The organism is Cellulomonas sp. KH9 (assembly GCF_900114185.1).
In the GTDB taxonomy this organism is placed as follows: Bacteria; Actinomycetota; Actinomycetes; order Actinomycetales; family Cellulomonadaceae; genus Cellulomonas.
In genome coordinates this window covers 596,382-614,218 of record NZ_FOSE01000002.1, presented here as the reverse complement: position 1 = coordinate 614,218, position 17,837 = coordinate 596,382, and the positions used below count along the sequence as shown (strand labels likewise).

Sequence of the window (17,837 nt, the reverse complement as noted above, 5' to 3'; positions counted from 1 at the left end):
GCCACACTAGCCCGACGGACGTGCGACCGGGCTGCCCCGGGGTGTGACGGGGACCTCTGTCCCGCGCGCCCGGGGCCGGTCCGGGCCACGCTGGGAGGAGCCACCCGCGCCCGCGGGGGGCAGGCGGTCCCGGCGGACCGGCCGGGGGCTCGAGGAGGTGGCGCCATGCGCGTCCTGGTGACGGTGGCGTCGAGGCACGGCGCGACGCGGGAGATGGGCGCGGAGGTCGCGGAGCAGCTGCGCGCCGCGGGGCACGAGGTCGACGAGGTCGAGCCCGACGACGTCGAGCACGTCGACCCGTACGACGCGGTCGTGCTGGGTTCCGCGGTGTACGTGGGCCGGTTGGCGCTCGGGCTGCGGGACCTGGTGGACCGGCAGGCCGGCCAGCTGCGCGAGCGCCCGGTGTGGCTGTTCTGGTCCGGACCGGTGGGGGACCCGCCGGTGCCCGAGACCGTGCCGGACGACGTCACCGAGATCGCGCGGACGGTCGGTGCGCGCGACGTCGCGGTGTTCACCGGACGGCTGGACCGTGCGGGGCTCAACATCTCCGAACGGGCGCTCGTCGCGCTGACCCGGGCGGACGCGGGCGACTTCCGCGACCTCGACGTGGTGCGTGCGTGGGCGCAGGACGTCGCGCGCGAGCTGCGGCAGATCGCGCGCAGCGCCTGATCTCAGCCGACCGGGGCGGTCCGGTCGGCCGTCGCTGCCAGCAGGGGGCCGAGCTGCTCCTGCAGGTGGGCGACGACCAGTGGCGTCACCTCGGCGATCGTCACCTCGCGCCCGGCCTCGGCCGACAGCGTCGTGACGTCGGCGTCGTCGATGCCGCACGGGACGATCCGCTCGTACCAGTCGAGCGACGCGGTGCAGTTGAGGGCGAACCCGTGCATGGTCGTGCCGCGGGCCACGCGCACCCCGATCGCGGCGACCTTGCGCGCCCGCCGCGGCGTCGGCGACGCCCCCGGGGCGTCGGCCGGCAGCCACACGCCGCTGCGTCCCTCGACGCGGCCGGCGCTGACGCCGACGTCCGCGCAGGTGCGGATCAGCGCCTCCTCGAGGGCGCGGACGTACCGCACGACGTCGACGGGCTCGGCGAGCCGGACGACCGGGTAGCCGACGAGCTGACCGGGCCCGTGCCAGGTGATGCGCCCGCCCCGGTCGACGTCGACCACGGGTGTGCCGTCGACCGGTCGGTCGGAGCGTGCCGTGCGCTTGCCGGCGGTGTAGACCGGCTCGTGCTCGACGAGGAGCAGGGTGTCCTCGTGCTCACCGGCGGCGACCGCGGCGTGCCGCTCGCGCTGGAGGTCCCAGGTCGGGACGTAGGGCTGGAGCCGGGTGCCGAGCTCGAGCGGTTCGACGCGCATGGCCGTCAGGCTATGCCCTCGCGGCGGGGCGGCACCCTGGTCGCGTCGGCGGTGTCGTCGTCGGCGGGCCGGCCGCCGGGCCGCTGGTCGGGCAGCACGTCCCACGGGGCGACGACCTCGCGCAGCAGGTCGTCGAGCAGCGCGCGGCGCTCGGGGGGCAGGTGCCCCAGCACGGACTCCTGCGCCGGGCCCGGGTCGGCGCACGCCCGCAGCGCGGCCGCCCCGGCGGGTGTGATCGCCACGACGTGGCGCCGCCGGTCCTCCGCGTGCGGGCCACGGGTGACGTACCCGGTGCGCACCAGGCGGGTGACCACACGGCTCATGGTCTGCTCGGTGACGCCGCAGGCGTCGGCCAGCTCGCGCTGCGACATCGGGGACGCGGTGACGTGGACGAGCACGGGCAGGCTCGCGTGGTTGAGGTCCCACGACGCGAGGTGCGCGTCCCACGCCCGCTCGATGCGGCGTGCGGCCGCCGACAGCATCCGGCCCACGGGCCAGTGGTCCGCAGGCGGCGGACCCTGCTGCACACTCACGCGTCCTCCGGTTTGCCGAGTCGTTCCTGCGGGCCCATGATACTCAGCATGCTGAGGAATCCCGTGGCCCGCGCTGTGGCCGTCGCCGTCGTGCTCGTCGTCTGGCTGGGCCTGGGTGGTGTCGGCGGCGCCGCCCAGGGACGTCTGTCCCAGGTGCAGACGAACGACGCCGCGGCGTTCCTGCCGTCGTCGGCGCAGTCCACGCTGGCCGCCGAGGCGTCCCGCGAGTTCGTCGACACGCAGACCCTACCCGCGCTGGTCGTCCTCACCCCGGCCGACGGGGGTGACGTCACCCCCGAGCAGCTCGCCGCCGTCGCGACCTTCGCCGAGGAGTTCCCCGACGAACCCGTCGCGGACGGGACGTGGGCGGACCACCTCACCGGGCCCGTGGTGCCGGTGCCGTCCGAGGACGGCGAGGCGATCCTGCTCGCGGTCCCGCTGGACGCCGACGACGCCGAGACCCTCGTGGGCGAGGAGTCGCTCAACAACCTGCTGGTCGAGGACCTGCGCGCCGGCCTGGCCGACCGGCTGGGCGCGACCGCGTCCAGCGCCGGGGACCTCGGTCTGGAGGCGTGGGTGACCGGTCCCGCGGGGTTCGTCACCGACCTCGGCACCGCCTTCGCCGGCATCGACGGCCTGCTGCTGCTCGTCGCCCTGGGTGCGGTCCTGCTGATCCTCGTCGTGGTGTACCGCTCGCCGTTCCTGCCGTTCGTCGTCATCTTCACCGCCGTGTTCGCCCTCGCGCTGGCGGGGCTCGTGGTCTACGAGCTCGCCGACGCCGGCGTCCTGGTCCTCAACGGCCAGGCCCAGGGCATCCTGTCGATCCTCGTCGTCGGCGCCGCCGTCGACTACTCGCTGCTGCTCGTCGCCCGGTACCGCGAGGAGCTGCGCCACCAGGAGCACCCGGCCGAGGCCATGCGCATCGCGTGGCGCCAGTCGCTCGAGCCGATCGCCGCGAGCGCCGGCACCGTGGTCGCCGGCCTGCTCTGCCTGCTGCTGTCCGACCTCGGGTCGAACCGCAGCCTCGGCCCCGTGGCCGCCATCGGCATCGGCGCCGCGCTGCTCGCCGCGCTCACGCTGCTGCCCGCCATCCTGCTCGTCGCCGGCCGTCGGTCCCGCGTGCTGTTCTGGCCGCGCGTGCCCCGGTACGTCGCCGCGGGCAGCGCGGGGCAGGGCACGCACGGCGAGCACGCCACCGACGTGCCGCCCGCGGCCGTCGACGCCGCCGAGGGCAACGGCCTGTGGGCCCGCTGGGCGCGGTTCGTGGCACGCCGGGCGCGTCCCGTCTGGATCATCAGCGCCGCCGCGCTGCTGCTGGCCGCCGCGTTCGTGCCGACGTTCCGCGCGGGCGGCACGAGCCAGACCGACGTGTTCCTCACGCCCGTCGACTCGGTCGCGGGGGAGGAGGTGCTCGCCGAGCACTTCCCCGCCGGCGCGGTGCAGCCCGCCCTGGTCGTGGTGGACGAGAGCGAGCTGGACGCAGTGCTCGAGGCCGCGCAGGGCGTCGAGGGTGTCGAGTCCGCGGCCGCCTACACCGGCGCGCCCGGTGGTGCACCGGGTGCTGCCGACGCCCCGCCGGTCGTCGTCGACGGTCGGGTGCGGGTGGACGTGGTCACCCAGGCGCCGTCCGACAGCCAGGAGGCCGTCGACACCGTCGCCGACCTGCGCGACGCGGTCGCCGAGGTCGCACCCGACGCGCTCGTGGGCGGGCCGGCCGCCGAGACCCTGGACACGCAGGTCGCGAGCGAGCGGGACCTGCGCGTGATCGTCCCGGTCGTGCTCGTGGTGATCCTGCTCATCCTCATGCTGCTGCTGCGATCGATCGTGGCGGGGCTGGTCCTCATGGCTGCCAACGTGCTGTCCTTCGGCGCGGCGATCGGCATCTCGGCGCTCGTGTTCGACCACGTGCTCGACTGGCCCGACGCGGACCCGGTGGTCCCCCTCTACGGGTTCGTCTTCCTGGTCGCGCTGGGGGTCGACTACTCGATCTTCCTCATGACCCGGGTGCGCGAGGAGTCCCTGCACGTCGGTACCCGCGAGGGCGTCACGCGCGGGCTGGCCGTCACCGGTGGGGTCATCACGTCCGCCGGCCTGGTCCTCGCGACGACGTTCGCGGCGCTGGCGGTCATCCCGCTGCTGTTCCTCGCGCAGCTCGCGTTCATCGTGTCGCTCGGCGTGCTCATCGACACGTTCGTGGTGCGCAGCCTGCTGGTGCCCGGCCTGGTCCACGACCTGGGACCGCGCACCTGGTGGCCGAGCCCGCTGTCGCGGCGCCCGGAGCACGGCGCGCACGCGACGGTCGGCACCGCGGAGCGGACGAGCGTGTCCTGAGCCCTCCTAGAGTGGCGGCATGGAGCCGCTGCGCATCGGGCTGATCGGGTACGGCGCGGCCGGGCGTGGGATCCACGCCCGGCTCGCGCGTGAGACGGGGCAGCAGGTCGTGGCGGTCGTGACCCGGCACCGCGGCGAGCAGGTCGCGTCCGACTGGCCGGGCGCACGCGTCGTCCCCGACGTCGCGGCGCTGCTGGCCGGCGCCGACGACCTCGACCTCGTGGTCGTCGCCAGCCCCACGGGTGAGCACGCCGAGCACGTGCGCGCGGCGCTCGAGGCGGACGTCGCCGTGCTGGTGGACAAGCCGCTGGCCACCACCCGGGTGCAGGCCACGTCGCTGGTGCGGCTCGCCGAGCAGCGCGGCGGGCGGCTGACCGTCTTCCAGAACCGCCGCTGGGACCCCGAGCAGCTCACGCTGCGCGGCCTGCTGGCCGACGGGACGCTCGGCCGCGTGCACCGGTTCGAGCGCCGGTGGGAGAGGTACCGCCCCGAGCCGCAGCACCGGTGGAAGGAGGAGGACACCGTGGGCGGCGGGCTCCTGCTCGACCTCGGCGCCCACCTCGTGGACTCCGCGGTGCAGCTCTTCGGTCCCGTGCGTCGCGTGCACGCCGAGCTGCGGGCGCTGACGACGCCGGCGGTCGACGACGTCTTCCTCGCGCTCGAGCACGCGCCCGACCCGGACGGGCACCACGTGGTCTCGCACCTGGCGGCCGGGGGGCTGGTGGGCGCGCCGGGTCCGCGCACGCGCGTGCTGGGCGAGCGCGGCGCGTACCTGGTGACGAGCTACGAGGGTGAGCCCACCCCGTTCGCCGTGCTCGACGAGGTCCAGGAGGACGGGCGTCGCCCCGGGGAGCCCGTGCACGAGGGCTGGCTCGTCCGCGGCGCCGACCGCACACCCGTGCCGCGCGCCCCCGGAGGTCACGCCGACCTGTACCGCGCGGTGCAGGCGTGGGTGCTCGCCGGTGGCCCGGTCCCGGTAGACCCGGCCGACGCGGTCGCCACCGCCCGGGTCCTCGACGCGGCCCGCGTCGCCGCCTCGACCGGGGTCGCGCAGCTGCTCGACTGAGCCTGTGGACGACGCCTGCGGGCGGGAGGACCCCCGGTGTTCCATGGCTCCGTGGACACCCCCGCGCCCCCGCCGGACGACGTCACCCGCCTGCTGCAGGCGCACGGGACCCGTGCGGCCGGCGCGGTGGGCACGGACGGTGCGTGGTGGGTGGCGCGCCCGGTGGCCGACGACGGGGCCTGGCTCGAGGTGATGGTGGCGGACGTGCCCGTCGACGCCACGCTCGCAGAGAGGGCCCGCGCGCTCACCGGCCTGCACCATCCCCACCTCGCCCGGGTGGTGGCGGTCGAGCCGCTCGGCCCGGGACGGGTGGCCCTGGTGTGCGCGCACGTGCCCGGCCCGACGCTCGCCGCCGTCCGTGCCGCCCGGCACCCCCTGAGCGACGGCGAGGTCGTGACCGTCGCCGTGCCCGTGGCCCAGGCACTCGCCCACCTGCACAGCACCGGGATGGCGCACGGTGCCGTGGGGGCGGACCGCATCGTTCTCGGCCCGGGCGGGATGCCCGTGCTCGTCGACCTGCGCGCCGCGCTGCGCGGCGGCGGGACGACCACGGGTGACGTGCACCGCCTGCTCGCGACGCTGCTCGGGGTCATGCCGCCGCTCGACGCGCACCTGGCCGCGGGGCTGCCCGACGAGGTGCGGCTGCGCGACGCACTCGAGGCGCTGCTGCGCACGGGCGCCGGACCGGACGAGGTCGTCGACACCGTCTTCGCGCACGCCGCCCCGGAACCCGTCCACGTCCCGGACGACGGGCCCGTCGCCGGCCCGGGTGCCGAGCGCGCGGCCGACGGCTCCGGCGGACCGTCGGGCGGCGCACCGGTGCGCCGCCTGCGGCGGGGCGGTCGCCCCCGACGCCGCCGGCCCGTCGCAGCGGTCGCGACCGTGGTGGCCCTCGTGGTCCTGGGCGCGGCGGCGGTCCTCGGGCGGGGCGTCCTGTCGGGGGCGGCCGCGCCCGTGGCGGAGGCACCTGGTCCACAGGTGCGCGCGACGTCGACGCCACCGGACCCCGCCACCGACCGCGAGGACCCGGCGGGCGCGGCAGGTGCGCTCACACGGTTGCGCGGGGCCGTGCTCGCGGCCGCCGACCCGCAGGCACTCACGACCGTCGCGGCCGACGGCTCGCCCGCCCTGGCCGCCGACCGGGACCTGCTCGGGCGCCTGGCCGGTGCCCGCAGCGACGGTCTGGTCGTGGACGTGGTCGCGACCGCCGCCACCGGCGCGACGCCGGACGGTGACGCGACCGTCGTGGTCACGTCGGCCGTGGGTGCCCACACCCGGGTCGCCCCCGACGGGCAGCGGGCCGAGGTCGCGGCGACGGCACCCCGCACCGTCGAGCTGGTGCTGCGGTGGACCGCGCAGGGGTGGCGCGTCTGGGACGTCAGGGAGCCCGTCGCCGCGTCGCCCTGAGCCACCGTGCCGCCTCGACCGGCGTGGTGTGGCGCGGGACGAACCCCGTCGCGGTCAGCACGGTCGGCTCCGCGCGGACGGAACCGAGCACCTCGGAGGAGAAGTCGCCCAGCGCGACGCGCAGCAGCGGGGCGGGCACCGGCAGGGTCACCGGGGCGCCCCACGCGCGCCGCAGGGCATCGACCAGGTCGACGTGCCGGTCGGCGGACGCGACCAGGTTGGCCGGACCCTGCACGTCGGCCGTGAGCAGGTGGGTGATGGCGCGGACCTCGTCGAGCAGGGTGATCCAGCTCCAGAACTGCCGCCCGGACCCGAGCCGGGTGGCCACACCGGCTCGCAGGGGGAGCAGCAGCGGCGCCGCGGCACCGCCGTGCGCGCTGAGCACGATGCCCGTGCGCAGGTGCACCACCCGCACCCCGGCCGCCTGCGCGGGCACGGTCGCCGCCTCCCAGCGGCGGACGACCCCGGCGAAGAACGTGTCGCCCAGCGGCTCGTCCTCGGACAACGGCGTCTCGCCGCGGTCGCCGTACGCCCCGATGCCCGACGCCTGCAGCAGCACGCGGCGCCCGCGCCCGCCGTCGGCGTCCGCCAGGTCGGCGAGCGTGCGCGCGAGCAGGCCCGCGGTCTGCACCCGGGAGGACAGCACCGCCTGCTTGCGCGCGGGGGTCAGCGGGCGCGAGGCCACGGGCACGCCGGCGAGGTCGACCACCGCGTCGCTCGCCGCCACGGCCGCGGTGTCGACGGTGCCGGCCGCGGGGTCCCAGGTCGCCTCGTCCGGGCCGCGGGACGCGCGCCGCACCAGCCGGACGACGTCGTGGCCGGACTCGCGGAGGTGCCGCACGAGGGCCGTTCCGACCAGGCCGGACGAGCCGGCGACGAGGACGCGCATGCCGCTCACCCTAGTCACGGCCCGGTGGCACGCCACCGCCGTGCGCCGGCCGCCGCAGCCCGGCGGGTGCGACCCGGACGCGCCGCGGGGCCGCCCACCGGCTGGTGGACGGCCCCGCGGGGGAGTGCGTGTGCGTCAGAGCCCGAGCTCGGACTCGAACGCGCCCTCCTCGAGACGGTTCTTCACCGCGGTGAGGTAGCGCGACGCGTCGGCGCCGTCCACCAGGCGGTGGTCGTACGACAGGCACAGGTAGCACATCGAGCGGATGGCGATGACCTCCTCGCCGTCCGGGCCCTTGACGACGACGGGGCGCTTGACGATCGCACCGGTGCCGAGGATGGCCGACGTGCCGCCGGGGACGATCGGCGTGTCGATGATCGCCCCGCCCGAGCCGGTGTTCGTCACCGTGAAGGTGGCGCCCGACAGCTCGTCCGGCGTGACCTTGTTGGACCGGGTGCGGCCCGCGAGGTCGTTGATCTTGCGGGCGATGCCGGCGAGGTTCAGGTCGCCCGCGTCGCGGATCACCGGCACGAGCAGCCCGCGCTCGGTGTCGACCGCGATGCCGACGTTCTCCTGGCCGTGGTACGTGATGGTCTTGTCCTCGAGGATGCCGTTGACCTTGGGGTAGGTCTTGAGCGCCTCGACCGCGGCCTGCACGAAGAACGGGAGGAACGTGAGGTTGACACCCTCGCGCGCCTTGAAGTCCTCCTTGGCCCGCGCCCGGAGCTTGGCGATCCGGGTGACGTCGACCTCGACGACGGTGGTGAGCTGCGCCTGCGTGTGCAGGGCCTCGACCATGCGCTCGGCGATGATCTGCCGCAGGCGGCTCGCCTTCTCGGTCGTCCCGCGCAGCGGCGAGACCTGGGCGGGCGCGGAGGCCTTGGTGGGGGCGGGTGCGGCGGCGGCCGGTGCCGGTGCCGCCTTCGCCGCCTCGGCGGCCTTGCGGGCCTCCTCGGCCTTGGCGGCCGCCTCGAGGACGTCCTCCTTGCGGATGCGTCCACCGACGCCCGTGCCCGTGAGGGTCGCGACGTCGACGCCCTTCTCGGCCGCGAGCTTGCGGACGAGCGGGGTCAGGTACGAGCCGCCGGCGGTGGGCTGCGGGGTGGGCTGCGGCGCGGACTGCGCGGTCGGCTGCGCGGCGGCGGCCTCCTGCGCGGCCGGCGCGGGCTGCTCCGCGGCCGGCGCCTGCTCGGTCTCCGGTGCGGGGGTCTCGTGGTCGGCCGGCTGAGCGGCGGGCGCCTTCTCCTCGGCGGGCTGCTCCGGTGCCGACGGCTGCTCGGGGGCGGCGGCGGGCGCGGCGGCACCGGACCCGACGACCGCCAGCACGGCGCCGACCTCGACCGTCTCGTCCTCCTGCACGCGGATCTCCTGCAGCGTGCCTGCGACCGGCGAGGGGATCTCCGTGTCGACCTTGTCGGTCGAGATCTCGAGCAGGGGCTCGTCGACCTCGACGGTGTCGCCGACGCTCTTCAGCCAGCGGGTGACGGTGCCCTCGGTGACGGACTCGCCCAGCGGCGGGAGGGTGACCTCCTGGCCGCCGCCGTTGCCGCCGGCAGACGGCGCCGGGGCGTCCTCGTGCTCCTCGACGGGCTGCTGCGCGGGCTGCTGCTCGGCGGCGGGCTCCTCGGCGGGCGCCTGCTGCTCGCTCGCGGCCGGCTCCGCCGGCTGCTCCTGGGCGGGGGCGTCCTGCGCCGTGGAGCCGGAGTCACCGCCCTGGCCGGAGCCGATGACGGCGAGCGACGCGCCGACCTCGACCGTCTCGTCCTCCTGGACGAGGATCTGCTCGAGGACGCCGGCGAACGGCGAGGGGATCTCGGTGTCGACCTTGTCGGTCGAGATCTCGAGCAGGGGCTCGTCGACCTCGACGGTGTCGCCGACGTTCTTCAGCCAGCGGGTGACGGTGCCCTCGGTGACGGACTCACCGAGCGCGGGAAGCTGCACGTTGTCGGACATGACCGCTCGTGTCTCCTTCGGTCCTGGGGTCAGTTGTGGGCGTGCAGCGGCTTGCCGGCGAGCGCGAGGAACGCCTCACCGAGAGCCTCGTTCTGCGTGGGGTGCGCGTGGACCAGCTGGGCGACGTCCTCCGGGTAGGCCTCCCAGTTGACGATCAGCTGACCCTCGCCGATCAGCTCGCCGACGCGCGCACCGATCATGTGCACGCCGACGACCGGACCGTCCTTCTTCCGGACGAGCTTGATGAAGCCCTGGGTCGCGAGGATCTGGCTCTTGCCGTTGCCGCCGAGGTTGTACTCGAGGACCTCGACGCCGTCGTCGCCGTACAGCTCCTTGGCGCGCTTCTCGGTCACGCCGACCGAGCCGACCTCGGGGTCCGAGTAGGTGACGCGGGGGATCCCGGACTCGTCGATCAGCGGCGGGTTCAGGCCCGCGATCTGCTCGGCGACGAAGATGCCCTGCTGGAAGCCGCGGTGGGCGAGCTGCAGGCCGGGGACGATGTCGCCGACCGCGTAGATGTTCGCGACGCCGGTGTGCAGGCGCTCGTCGGTGATGACGAAGCCGCGGTCCAGGGTGATGCCCTGCTCCTCGTAGCCCAGGCCGCCGGTGTTGGGGCCACGGCCGACGGCGACCAGCAGCACGTCGGCGTCGAACGTCTTGCCGTCCTCGAGCGAGACGTGCACCCCGTTGTCGTCCTGCGTGACGCCGGAGAACCGGACGCCGAGGTTGAACTTGATGCCGCGCTTGCGGAAGGCGCGCTCGAAGGCCTTCGAGACCGCCTCGTCCTCGTTCGGCACCAGGTGGGGGAGTGCCTCGATGATCGTGACGTCCGCGCCGAAGGACTTCCAGACGCTCGCGAACTCGGAGCCGATGACGCCGCCACCGAGGATGATCGCGGACTTCGGCACCCAGTCGAGCGTCAGCGCCTGGTCGGAGGTGATGACCCGGCCGCCGATGTCCAGCCCGGGCAGCGAGCGCGCGTACGAGCCGGTGCCGAGCACGATGTGCTCACCGGTCAGCGTGCGGTCGCCCACCTGGACGGTGTTCGGGCCGGTGAGCTTGCCGTAGCCCTCGACCACCTCGATCTTGCGGGACTTGATGAGACCCTGCAGGCCCTTGTAGAGCCGGCCGATCACGTTGTCCTTGTAGGTGTTCACGCCACCCATGTCGATGCGCTCGAGCGTGCTGTGCACACCGAACTGCGCACCCTCACGGGCGTTGTCGGCCAGCTCGGCCGCGTGCAGGAGGGCCTTGGTCGGGATGCACCCGCGGTGCAGGCAGGTGCCACCCACCTTGTCGGCCTCGACCAGGGCGACGGTCTTGCCCAGCTCGGCGGCGCGCAGGGCGGCTGCGTAGCCGCCACTGCCTCCGCCCAGGACGACGATGTCGAAAGCGGTGCCGTTGTCGGCCACGTGCGCACTCCTCGGAGGGTCTGGGATCTGCTGCGGCCCCATCTTGTCATCCCGTCCGCGCCGCGACGAACCGTCTACCACATCCGGGGGTGTGAGTCCCACGACAGTCGTCCCATGTCCAGTGCGTCCCCCGGACGGCGGCACCCGATCCGGCGACGCCGTGTCCAGGCCGTGCCCAGGTGCCGTCGGTAGGGTCTCGGGCATGGGTCTCTTCTCCCGCCGACGGGCGGCGCGCACGGAGTCGTCGACGGACGTGCCCGCGGGCCGCAGCGCACGCGCCGAGACCCTCGCGTACCTGCGCGAGTTCGTCGCCACGCGGGTCGGGGTCGAGGCGTACGTCGAGCCGCGGACCAACGTCACGCCCACGACGCTCATGCTCGTGGCGACGGACGGGGAGTGGACGCGCCGCAAGGTGCCCGACGAGCGGACGGCCGCCGCGCTCGCCCGTGACCTGCAGATCCCGGTCTACGACGTCCAGCGGACCGGGTACCCGCAGCGGGTGCGGGACTGGAACTCCCGCCAGCGCATCGAGCGCCGGCGGCGCGCCGCCGAGCGGGGCTGACGCACCCACCGACCCCGGACCGAGCGCTGCGGACGCCGTGCGCGGCCGGGCCGCAGCGCCCGGGTGCCGGTCAGGAGGCGCGCTGCTCCAGCAGGCGCAGCAGCGTGCGGACGCCCACGCCCGTCCCGCCGACGGGGGTGTAGCCGAACGCCGTGCGCTCGTTGAACGCCGGGCCGGCCACGTCGAGGTGCGCCCACGGCGTCGTGCCGACGAACTCCTGCAGGAAGATCCCGGCCGTCAGCATGCCGCCGAACCGGTCCCCGATGTTCGCCAGGTCCGCGACCTTCGACTTCAGGCCCGCGCGCAGGTCGGCCGGCAGCGGCATCGGCCAGAACTGCTCGCCCGCGCCGTGCGCGGCGTCGACCAGCTCGGCGCGCGCCTCGTCCGTGCCCATCACCGCGGACACGCGGTGCCCGAGGGCGACCATCTGCGCACCCGTGAGCGTGGCGATGTCGACCACGAGGTCGGGCTTCTCCTCGACCGCCGCGACCAGGCCGTCGGCCATGACGAGCCGGCCCTCGGCGTCGGTGTTGAGCACCTCGACGGTCTTGCCGCCACGGATCGTCACGACGTCCGAGGGGCGCTGAGCCGTGCCCGACGGCATGTTCTCGGCCAGGCAGAGCCAGCCGGTGACCGCCACCGGCAGGCCGAGGCGCGCGGCCGCGACGACCGTGTGCAGCACGGCGGCCGCACCGGCCATGTCGGACTTCATCGCCTCCATACCGGCCGCGGGCTTGATCGAGATGCCGCCGGAGTCGAACGTGATGCCCTTGCCGACCAGGGCCACGTGGCCCGACGCCTTGGACGGGGCGTAGGCGACCTTGACGAGCCGCGGCGGGCGCGCCGAGCCCTGCCCCACGCCGACCAGCCCGCCGTAGCCACCGGCGGCGAGTGCCTTCTCGTCGAGGACCGTGATCTTCAGCGACCGGGTGCCGGCCGCCTTGACCGCCGCCTTGGCGAGGTCCGCGAACGCGGCGGGGTAGAGGTCGTTGGGAGCGGTGTTGACGAGGTCGCGGGTGGCGTGGACGGCCTCGGCGAGCACCTCGGCCCGTGCCAGCGCGGCCCTGGCCGCCTTGTCCTTCACCGCGGGGGTGACGAGCTCGATGCGCCCGACCGGGGCGTCCTGCGCGTGGTAGCGGGCGAACCCGTAGGCGCCGAGCAGGGCACCCTCGGCCACGGCGGCCACCGCGTCGGCGTCCTGCGCGGGCAGCGCGAGCGCCACCGACTCCAGGCCCGCGAGCTCGCGGGTCGCGGCACCTGCCGCACGGCGCAGGAGCTCCGCACCCGCCGGCGTGCCCGCGTCGGCCGGGGCGTCGCCCAGCCCCGTCACGACCAGGGTGGCCGCGCGCAGCCCGGTGCCAGGGAGCCGGCGCACCTCGTCGACCGCCCCGGTGATGCCCAGGCGCGCACCGTCCTGCGTGATCTGGCGTGCCAGCTCGGCGGGGAGCCAGTCGGCGGCGACGGGGACGACGGACGTGCCCTGGGCCTGGACGCCCACGACGACGGCGTCGACGTCGAGCTCGGCAGGGGCGGAGGAGGTCAGCGAGATCACGTACCCGATGGTAGCCGCGCCGGGACCGGGACCCGGCGGACGTGAGGCCCGGTCGGTGGTGCGCGGTAGGTTGTGGCCCCGTGTTCCTCCCTCTCGCGCTGCTCGTCGCCGCCCTCTGCCTCGCACTGGCCGGATGGGCAGCGTGGTTCGTCGTCGCCGACCGCCCGGTCGTCCTGCGGCAGCTCTGGGGCGGTGCCGTCGTCGAGGGCGTGCTGGTGCTCCAGGGCGTCCTGCTCGCGGTCGTGCAGGCGACGGGTGACCAGGACGTCGACGGTGTGCTGCTGTGGGGGTACGTCGTGACGCAGCTGGTGGTGCTGCCGGTGGCCGCCGCCTGGGCGTTCGCCGAGCGCACCCGGTGGAGCTCGGTCGTCCTGCTCGTCGCCGCGCTCACGGTCGCGTTCCTCGAGCTGCGCCTCCTGCAGATCTGGGCGGCCTGACGTGGCCGGGTCCGGCGGCGCCGCACCGGGGGCCGTGCCGTCGCACCGCGCGACCGGCACCGGCGGCGGGCGGCTGCTCGTCGCGGTCTACGGCGTGCTCGCGATCGCGGCGACGGCGCGCGGCCTCTACCAGGTCGGCACCAAGCTCGACGAGGCGCCCGTCGCGTACGTGCTGTCGCTGGCCGCGGGCATCGTCTACGTCGTGGCGACCGTCGCGCTGGCGCGCGACCGGCGGCCCACCGCCTGGGTCGCGGTCGTGTTCGAGCTGGTCGGCGTGCTCACCGTGGGGACCCTGTCCGTGGTCGACGTCGGCGACTTCCCGGACGAGACGGTCTGGTCGCGGTTCGGCGCGGGCTACGGCTACGTCCCGCTGGTGCTGCCGTTCGTCGGGCTGTGGTGGCTGCGGCGCACCGGGGACCGCGGTGCCGCCGTGGACGGCCGGGCCCCGAGCGACCCGCCGGCCGTAGGGTGATCGACGTGTACCGGCTCCTGTTCGACCTGGTCTTCCGTCGCATGGACCCCGAGCGGGCGCACGAGCTGGCGTTCGCGCTGATCGGCGCCGTGGGGCGCGTGCCGGGGCTGCGGTCCCTCGTGTCGCGGGTCCTGCGGGTGCCGCGCGGGGGCGCAGGCGCCGTGCGCGTCTGGGGGCGCACCCTTCCCGGTCGGTTCGGCCTCGCGGCGGGCTTCGACAAGAACGCCCGCGCGGTCGAGGGACTGGCGATGCTCGGGTACTCCTTCGTGGAGATCGGCACCGTGACCGCGGAGCCGCAGCCCGGCAACGAGCAACCACGGCTGTGGCGGGTCCTCGACCAGCGCGCGCTGCGCAACCGCATGGGCTTCAACAACGAGGGGTCGGCAGCGGTCGCCGCACGGCTGCGCCGGCTGCGGTCCACGCCGCACGGCCGCTCGCTCGTCGTCGGGGTGAACATCGGCAAGACGAAGGTGACCCCGGCGGCCGAGGCGGCCGCGGACTACGCGACGAGCGCCGGACGCCTGGCCCCCTACGCCGACTACCTCGTGGTCAACGTGTCGTCGCCCAACACCCCGGGGCTGCGCGACCTGCAGGCCGTCGAGTCCCTGCGGCCCGTGCTCACCGCGACGCGTGTCGCCGCAGACGAGGCGACCGCACGCGCCGGGCGCCCCGTCGTCCCCGTGCTGGTGAAGATCGCGCCGGACCTGTCCGACGCCGACGTCGACGCGGTCGCCGACCTGGTGGCCGAGCTGGGCCTGGACGGTGTGGTCGCCGTCAACACCACCATCGGGCACACCCTGGGGCCGGGCGGGCTCTCCGGTCCGCCGCTGCTCGCCCGCGGGCTCGACGTCGTCGCACGGCTGCGCACGCGGCTGGGGGAGGAGGCCGTCATCATCGGCGTCGGGGGTGTCGGCTCGCCCGCCGACGCCCGCGAGTACCTGGCGGTGGGGGCCACGCTGGTGCAGGCCTACACGGCGTTCATCTACGAGGGACCGACCTTCCCCGCGCGCGTCGCCCGTGCGCTCGCGGACGACGCCCGCCGCGGGGGTGGGCGGTGAGCCTGGTGCGCCCCCGCTGGCAGTGGCGGCTCGAGGACGCGGGCGGGCTGCCCGTCGACCGACCCGGCAGCCCGGTGTTCCTCGCGCGGTTCGAGGCGGAGCAGTGGCTCGGCGAGCACTGGCGCGCCCTGGCCGGCCAGGGCGTCCGCCGTGTCGTGCTGCAGAACGGCGAGGACGACGTGCCACCAGCGGTCGAGCTGCCCGCCGACTGAGGGTCACACCAGCGTCGGCTGACCCGTCGCGGTACGCGTCGACGTCCGGGGGCCCAGGGCCGCCCAGGCCGCGGCCAGGCCGTCGACCGCCCGGCGAAGGGTCGCCGCGTCCTGCGAGAACGGCACGCGCAGGCGGTCCTCGAAGGTGCCGTCCACGCCGAACGCCGGACCCGGGGCGACACGCACGCCGTGGCCGTGGGCCAGCGCGACGAGCGCCGTCGACACCGGTGCGCCGAGGTCGACCCACGTCGACAGCCCGCCGTGCGGGACCGCCACCCGCCAGTCGGGCAGGTCACGGGCGAGCATGCCCAGCAGGGCGTCGCGCTGCGCGCGGACCGTCGCGCGCCGCTCGGCGAGGATCTCGTCCGCCCGGTCCAGCAGCCGCAGGGTGACGAGCTGGTCGAGCACCGACGTGCAGAGGTCCACGTGCGCACGGCGCTGTCCCAGGGCGGCGACCACGTCCGGGTGCGCCCTGACCCACCCGACCCGCAGACCGCCCCAGAACGACTTGGACGCGGATCCCACGCACACGACGTACCGGTCCACGCCCCCGTCGCCCGCGAACGGGGCGGGGTCCGCGCCGTCGAGCGTGAGGTCCGTGAGCGTCTCGTCCCCGACGACCACCGTCCGGGTGCGGCGCGCCAGGTCGCGCACCCGCTCGCGGTCCTGGTCCGGCAGCGACGTGCCCGTCGGGTTGTGGTGGTCGGGGACCAGGTACACCAGGCGGGGCGAGGACTGGCGCAGGGTCGAGGCGAGCAGGTCCAGGTCGGTGCCGTGCGCCGTGACGGGCACGGGGACCGGGCGTGCGCCGACGGCCCGGACCGCGTCGACCGCGTGCGGGTAGGTGGGGTGCTCGACCGCGACCCGGTCGCCGGTGCCCGCGAACGTGCCCGCGAGCAGGTGGATCGCCTGCTGGCCGCCCGTCGTCACGAGGACCTGGTCCGGGGTGGTCCGCACACCGCGGCGCGTGTACCGCTCCGCGATCGCCGCGCGCAGGTCGGGCAGGCCGAGCGGCAGGTACCCGGCCCGGGAGGTGTACCGCGGCAGGGCGTCGAGCGCGGCCGCGCAGGCGGCAGCGAGCTGCGGTGGTGCCGACGGCGCGGCGGCGGACAGGTCGACGAGCTCGTCGTCCACGGTGCCCAGGCGGGCCGGTGCCCGGTCGCCCGCGTGGTCCGGCAGCGTCGTGACCGTGCCGGACCCGCGCCGGCTGACGAGGAACCCCTCCTCGCGCAGCAGGTCGTAGGCCGCGGTGACCGTGGTCCGTGACACGCCGAGCGCCTCGGCGACCTCCCGCTCGCCCGGCAGCCGGGTGGCCAGCGGCAGCGTCCCGGAGCGGGTCAGGCCGCGCAGTGCGTCGGCGAGCGCCCGGTAGGCCGGGCCGTGGCGGTGCCACGAGCCGAGGAGCGTGCGCAGGCGGGTGCCGTTCACACGGCGGTCGGCCGTCAGGGGCATGTGACCACTCTTCCCGAAGTGGCACTGGAGGACAAGGCCACGAGCGCGCGACGGTAGGGCCATGTCTCTCCCTGTCGCCGTCCTCCTCGTGGCGCTCGTCGTCACCGTCGTCGCGCTCGGCGTGCTTCTCGTGCGCACCGTGCGCCGCGACGGGCTGGGGCACCGCCCGCCGCCTCCGTCGCGGCACGACCACACCGTGGCACCTGGGCGGATGCTGCTCTGAGCGGTCCGCCGGGCGGTAACCTGCCGCCAGGTTCGACGAGGGTGCCCGAGGAGGACGATGTACGCGGTCGGTGCGGTGGTGGACGGCTTCGAGCTGACCGGCTCGGGGGAGTGGGTGCGGCTCTCGCCGACGGCCGGCTCGCCCTACCGCCTCGGTGACGTCGTGGACGGGCACATGCTCGACGCGGACCTCACGTGGGTCGCGCTGCGGCGCGACCCCTCACCGCCGTACGCCGCGGGCGACGTGGTCGACGAGCACGTGCTCACACCCGACGGCGAGTGGGTGCCGCTCGGCGAGCGGGTGCGCGCCCGTGCGGCCTCCGGGTCGGCACGGCGGGGTACCGGGCGTGCGGCGACCGGCACCGGGGCCGGACCCGCCACCGCGGAGCGGACCACCACGGGACGGACCACCGCGGAGCGCCCGACACCGGAGCGGTCGGCGGCCGAGCGGGCGGCGCACCGCGCGACCGAGCGCCGGCTCGCCACCGAGCGCGCCGCCGCGGATCGCCGCGCCGTCACCCGGGAGGCGTCCGCGGAGCAGCGGGCGGTCGACCAGCGGGCGGCCGACGCCCGGGAGGCGGCGAGCCGTGCCGCTGAGCGCACCGCGGCGCAGGCCACGGCGTCCGCACCGGCGCAGCGCACCTACCGGGTCGGTGACGTGGTCAACGGCCACGTGCTGCTGCCCGACCACCGCTGGGTGCCCGTCCCGTCCGGGCCGACGGGAGGCCTGCCCTCGTCGGCGCAGCGCCACGGCGGGCAGCCGACGGGGGCACAGCCCTCGGCGCGCCCGTCGTCCGCGACGCCCGGCGACCCGACGGCGCCGCGCCGCAGCGGTGTGCCGCCGGTGGTGCCGTTGGCCGTCCTCGCGTTCGTCGTGCTCCAGGTGGTCCGGGCCTGCGGCTGACCGCAGGCCGGACC

18 protein-coding genes are annotated in these 17,837 nt (G+C 75.7%); 11 read left to right on the top strand and 7 right to left on the bottom strand.

Annotation, left to right across the window (positions count from 1 at the left end; all coding sequences use genetic code 11):
• Window positions 1-165 precede the first annotated feature (165 nt).
• A complete protein-coding gene (locus BMZ16_RS08825) occupies window positions 166-669 on the top strand; it encodes a flavodoxin domain-containing protein (protein ID WP_089799510.1) in 504 nt (167 codons plus the stop codon).
• A gap of 2 nt (window positions 670-671) precedes the next feature.
• On the opposite strand, the gene lipB is transcribed toward BMZ16_RS08825, so the two are convergent.
• Both lipB and BMZ16_RS08815 read right to left on the bottom strand, forming a co-directional pair.
• Complete coding sequence (gene lipB, locus BMZ16_RS08820) at window positions 672-1,361, bottom strand: lipoyl(octanoyl) transferase LipB (protein WP_089799508.1); 690 nt, start codon at window positions 1,359-1,361, stop codon at window positions 672-674.
• A gap of 5 nt (window positions 1,362-1,366) precedes the next feature.
• Window positions 1,367-1,894 carry a MarR family winged helix-turn-helix transcriptional regulator gene (locus tag BMZ16_RS08815; RefSeq protein WP_255366469.1) on the bottom strand — a complete coding sequence of 176 codons (528 nt, stop codon included), beginning with the start codon at window positions 1,892-1,894 and terminating at the stop codon, window positions 1,367-1,369.
• Window positions 1,895-1,942: 48 nt separating this feature from the next.
• Here BMZ16_RS08815 and BMZ16_RS08810 point away from each other — a divergent pair, with 48 nt between their 5' ends.
• Genes BMZ16_RS08810 through BMZ16_RS08800 form a run of 3 tightly spaced genes read left to right on the top strand, consistent with a single transcriptional unit; the run spans window position 1,943 to window position 6,698 of the window.
• Window positions 1,943-4,225 (top strand): MMPL family transporter, encoded by a 2,283-nt coding sequence (locus BMZ16_RS08810; RefSeq protein ID WP_255366468.1) that lies wholly within the window; start codon window positions 1,943-1,945, stop codon window positions 4,223-4,225.
• A gap of 19 nt (window positions 4,226-4,244) precedes the next feature.
• On the top strand, window positions 4,245-5,291 hold the full coding sequence (locus BMZ16_RS08805; protein WP_089799502.1) for a Gfo/Idh/MocA family oxidoreductase: 1,047 nt from the start codon (window positions 4,245-4,247) through the stop codon (window positions 5,289-5,291).
• 51 nt (window positions 5,292-5,342) lie between these two features.
• Window positions 5,343-6,698, top strand: a complete 1,356-nt coding sequence (locus BMZ16_RS08800; RefSeq protein ID WP_089799500.1) for a protein kinase family protein — start codon at window positions 5,343-5,345, stop codon at window positions 6,696-6,698.
• On the opposite strand, the gene BMZ16_RS08795 is transcribed toward BMZ16_RS08800, so the two are convergent.
• From BMZ16_RS08795 to lpdA, 3 genes are all read right to left on the bottom strand, one after another.
• Window positions 6,670-7,587 carry a TIGR01777 family oxidoreductase gene (locus BMZ16_RS08795; RefSeq protein WP_089799499.1) on the bottom strand — a complete coding sequence of 306 codons (918 nt, stop codon included), beginning with the start codon at window positions 7,585-7,587 and terminating at the stop codon, window positions 6,670-6,672. The two genes, BMZ16_RS08800 and BMZ16_RS08795, sit on opposite strands and share 29 nt — an antisense overlap.
• Before the next feature lie 135 nt (window positions 7,588-7,722).
• Complete coding sequence (gene sucB / locus BMZ16_RS08790) at window positions 7,723-9,540, bottom strand: 2-oxoglutarate dehydrogenase, E2 component, dihydrolipoamide succinyltransferase (protein WP_089799497.1); 1,818 nt, start codon at window positions 9,538-9,540, stop codon at window positions 7,723-7,725.
• A gap of 29 nt (window positions 9,541-9,569) precedes the next feature.
• Window positions 9,570-10,952 carry a dihydrolipoyl dehydrogenase gene (gene lpdA / locus BMZ16_RS08785; protein ID WP_089799495.1) on the bottom strand — a complete coding sequence of 461 codons (1,383 nt, stop codon included), beginning with the start codon at window positions 10,950-10,952 and terminating at the stop codon, window positions 9,570-9,572.
• Window positions 10,953-11,154: 202 nt separating this feature from the next.
• Here lpdA and BMZ16_RS08780 point away from each other — a divergent pair, with 202 nt between their 5' ends.
• Window positions 11,155-11,514, top strand: a complete 360-nt coding sequence (locus tag BMZ16_RS08780; RefSeq protein WP_089799493.1) for an oxidoreductase — start codon at window positions 11,155-11,157, stop codon at window positions 11,512-11,514.
• A 70-nt stretch (window positions 11,515-11,584) separates the two neighbouring features.
• Here BMZ16_RS08780 and BMZ16_RS08775 read toward each other — a convergent pair whose 3' ends face one another.
• Entirely contained in the window at window positions 11,585-13,066 is a 1,482-nt protein-coding gene (locus BMZ16_RS08775; protein ID WP_089799491.1) for a leucyl aminopeptidase, read from the bottom strand.
• 80 nt (window positions 13,067-13,146) lie between these two features.
• Here BMZ16_RS08775 and BMZ16_RS08770 point away from each other — a divergent pair, with 80 nt between their 5' ends.
• From BMZ16_RS08770 to BMZ16_RS08755, 4 genes are read left to right on the top strand one after another with little or no spacing between them, the layout of a single operon-like run.
• Window positions 13,147-13,503, top strand: coding sequence for a hypothetical protein (locus BMZ16_RS08770; RefSeq protein WP_089799489.1), 357 nt, complete (start codon window positions 13,147-13,149; stop codon window positions 13,501-13,503).
• Window position 13,504: 1 nt separating this feature from the next.
• The gene (locus BMZ16_RS08765) at window positions 13,505-13,975 is read left to right on the top strand and encodes a hypothetical protein (protein WP_255366466.1); all 471 of its coding nucleotides are present in this window, start codon (window positions 13,505-13,507) and stop codon (window positions 13,973-13,975) included.
• 5 nt (window positions 13,976-13,980) lie between these two features.
• Window positions 13,981-15,033, top strand: coding sequence for a quinone-dependent dihydroorotate dehydrogenase (locus tag BMZ16_RS08760; RefSeq protein ID WP_089800019.1), 1,053 nt, complete (start codon window positions 13,981-13,983; stop codon window positions 15,031-15,033).
• Window positions 15,030-15,245, top strand: a complete 216-nt coding sequence (locus tag BMZ16_RS08755) for a hypothetical protein (protein WP_255366465.1) — start codon at window positions 15,030-15,032, stop codon at window positions 15,243-15,245. Before BMZ16_RS08760 ends, BMZ16_RS08755 begins: the two co-directional genes overlap by 4 nt.
• A 3-nt stretch (window positions 15,246-15,248) precedes the next feature.
• Here the strand turns inward: BMZ16_RS08755 and BMZ16_RS08750 are convergent, their stop codons facing one another.
• Window positions 15,249-16,697: a MocR-like transcription factor YczR gene (locus BMZ16_RS08750; protein ID WP_089799487.1), complete on the bottom strand. Its 1,449-nt coding sequence runs from the start codon at window positions 16,695-16,697 to the stop codon at window positions 15,249-15,251.
• Between the two features lie 61 nt (window positions 16,698-16,758).
• Between BMZ16_RS08750 and BMZ16_RS19230 the strand changes: the two genes are divergently transcribed.
• Both BMZ16_RS19230 and BMZ16_RS08745 read left to right on the top strand, forming a co-directional pair.
• Window positions 16,759-16,920, top strand: a complete 162-nt coding sequence (locus tag BMZ16_RS19230) for a hypothetical protein (protein WP_177199630.1) — start codon at window positions 16,759-16,761, stop codon at window positions 16,918-16,920.
• Window positions 16,921-16,977: 57 nt separating this feature from the next.
• Window positions 16,978-17,823, top strand: coding sequence for a hypothetical protein (locus BMZ16_RS08745; RefSeq protein ID WP_089799485.1), 846 nt, complete (start codon window positions 16,978-16,980; stop codon window positions 17,821-17,823).
• Window positions 17,824-17,837: the final 14 nt, after the last annotated feature.

Excerpts from the sequence above, each read along its gene's own strand:
- BMZ16_RS08825 (WP_089799510.1), top strand. The coding sequence starts at position 166 with ATGCGCGTCCTGGTGACGGTGGCGTCGAGGCACGGCGCGACGCGGGAG.
- lipB (WP_089799508.1), bottom strand. The coding sequence starts at position 1,361 with ATGCGCGTCGAACCGCTCGAGCTCGGCACCCGGCTCCAGCCCTACGTC.
- BMZ16_RS08810 (WP_255366468.1), top strand. The coding sequence starts at position 1,943 with ATGCTGAGGAATCCCGTGGCCCGCGCTGTGGCCGTCGCCGTCGTGCTC.
- BMZ16_RS08805 (WP_089799502.1), top strand. The coding sequence starts at position 4,245 with ATGGAGCCGCTGCGCATCGGGCTGATCGGGTACGGCGCGGCCGGGCGT.
- BMZ16_RS08795 (WP_089799499.1), bottom strand. The coding sequence starts at position 7,587 with ATGCGCGTCCTCGTCGCCGGCTCGTCCGGCCTGGTCGGAACGGCCCTC.
- sucB (WP_089799497.1), bottom strand. The coding sequence starts at position 9,540 with ATGTCCGACAACGTGCAGCTTCCCGCGCTCGGTGAGTCCGTCACCGAG.
- BMZ16_RS08780 (WP_089799493.1), top strand. The coding sequence starts at position 11,155 with ATGGGTCTCTTCTCCCGCCGACGGGCGGCGCGCACGGAGTCGTCGACG.
- BMZ16_RS08750 (WP_089799487.1), bottom strand. The coding sequence starts at position 16,697 with ATGCCCCTGACGGCCGACCGCCGTGTGAACGGCACCCGCCTGCGCACG.
- BMZ16_RS19230 (WP_177199630.1), top strand. The coding sequence starts at position 16,759 with ATGTCTCTCCCTGTCGCCGTCCTCCTCGTGGCGCTCGTCGTCACCGTC.
- BMZ16_RS08745 (WP_089799485.1), top strand. The coding sequence starts at position 16,978 with ATGTACGCGGTCGGTGCGGTGGTGGACGGCTTCGAGCTGACCGGCTCG.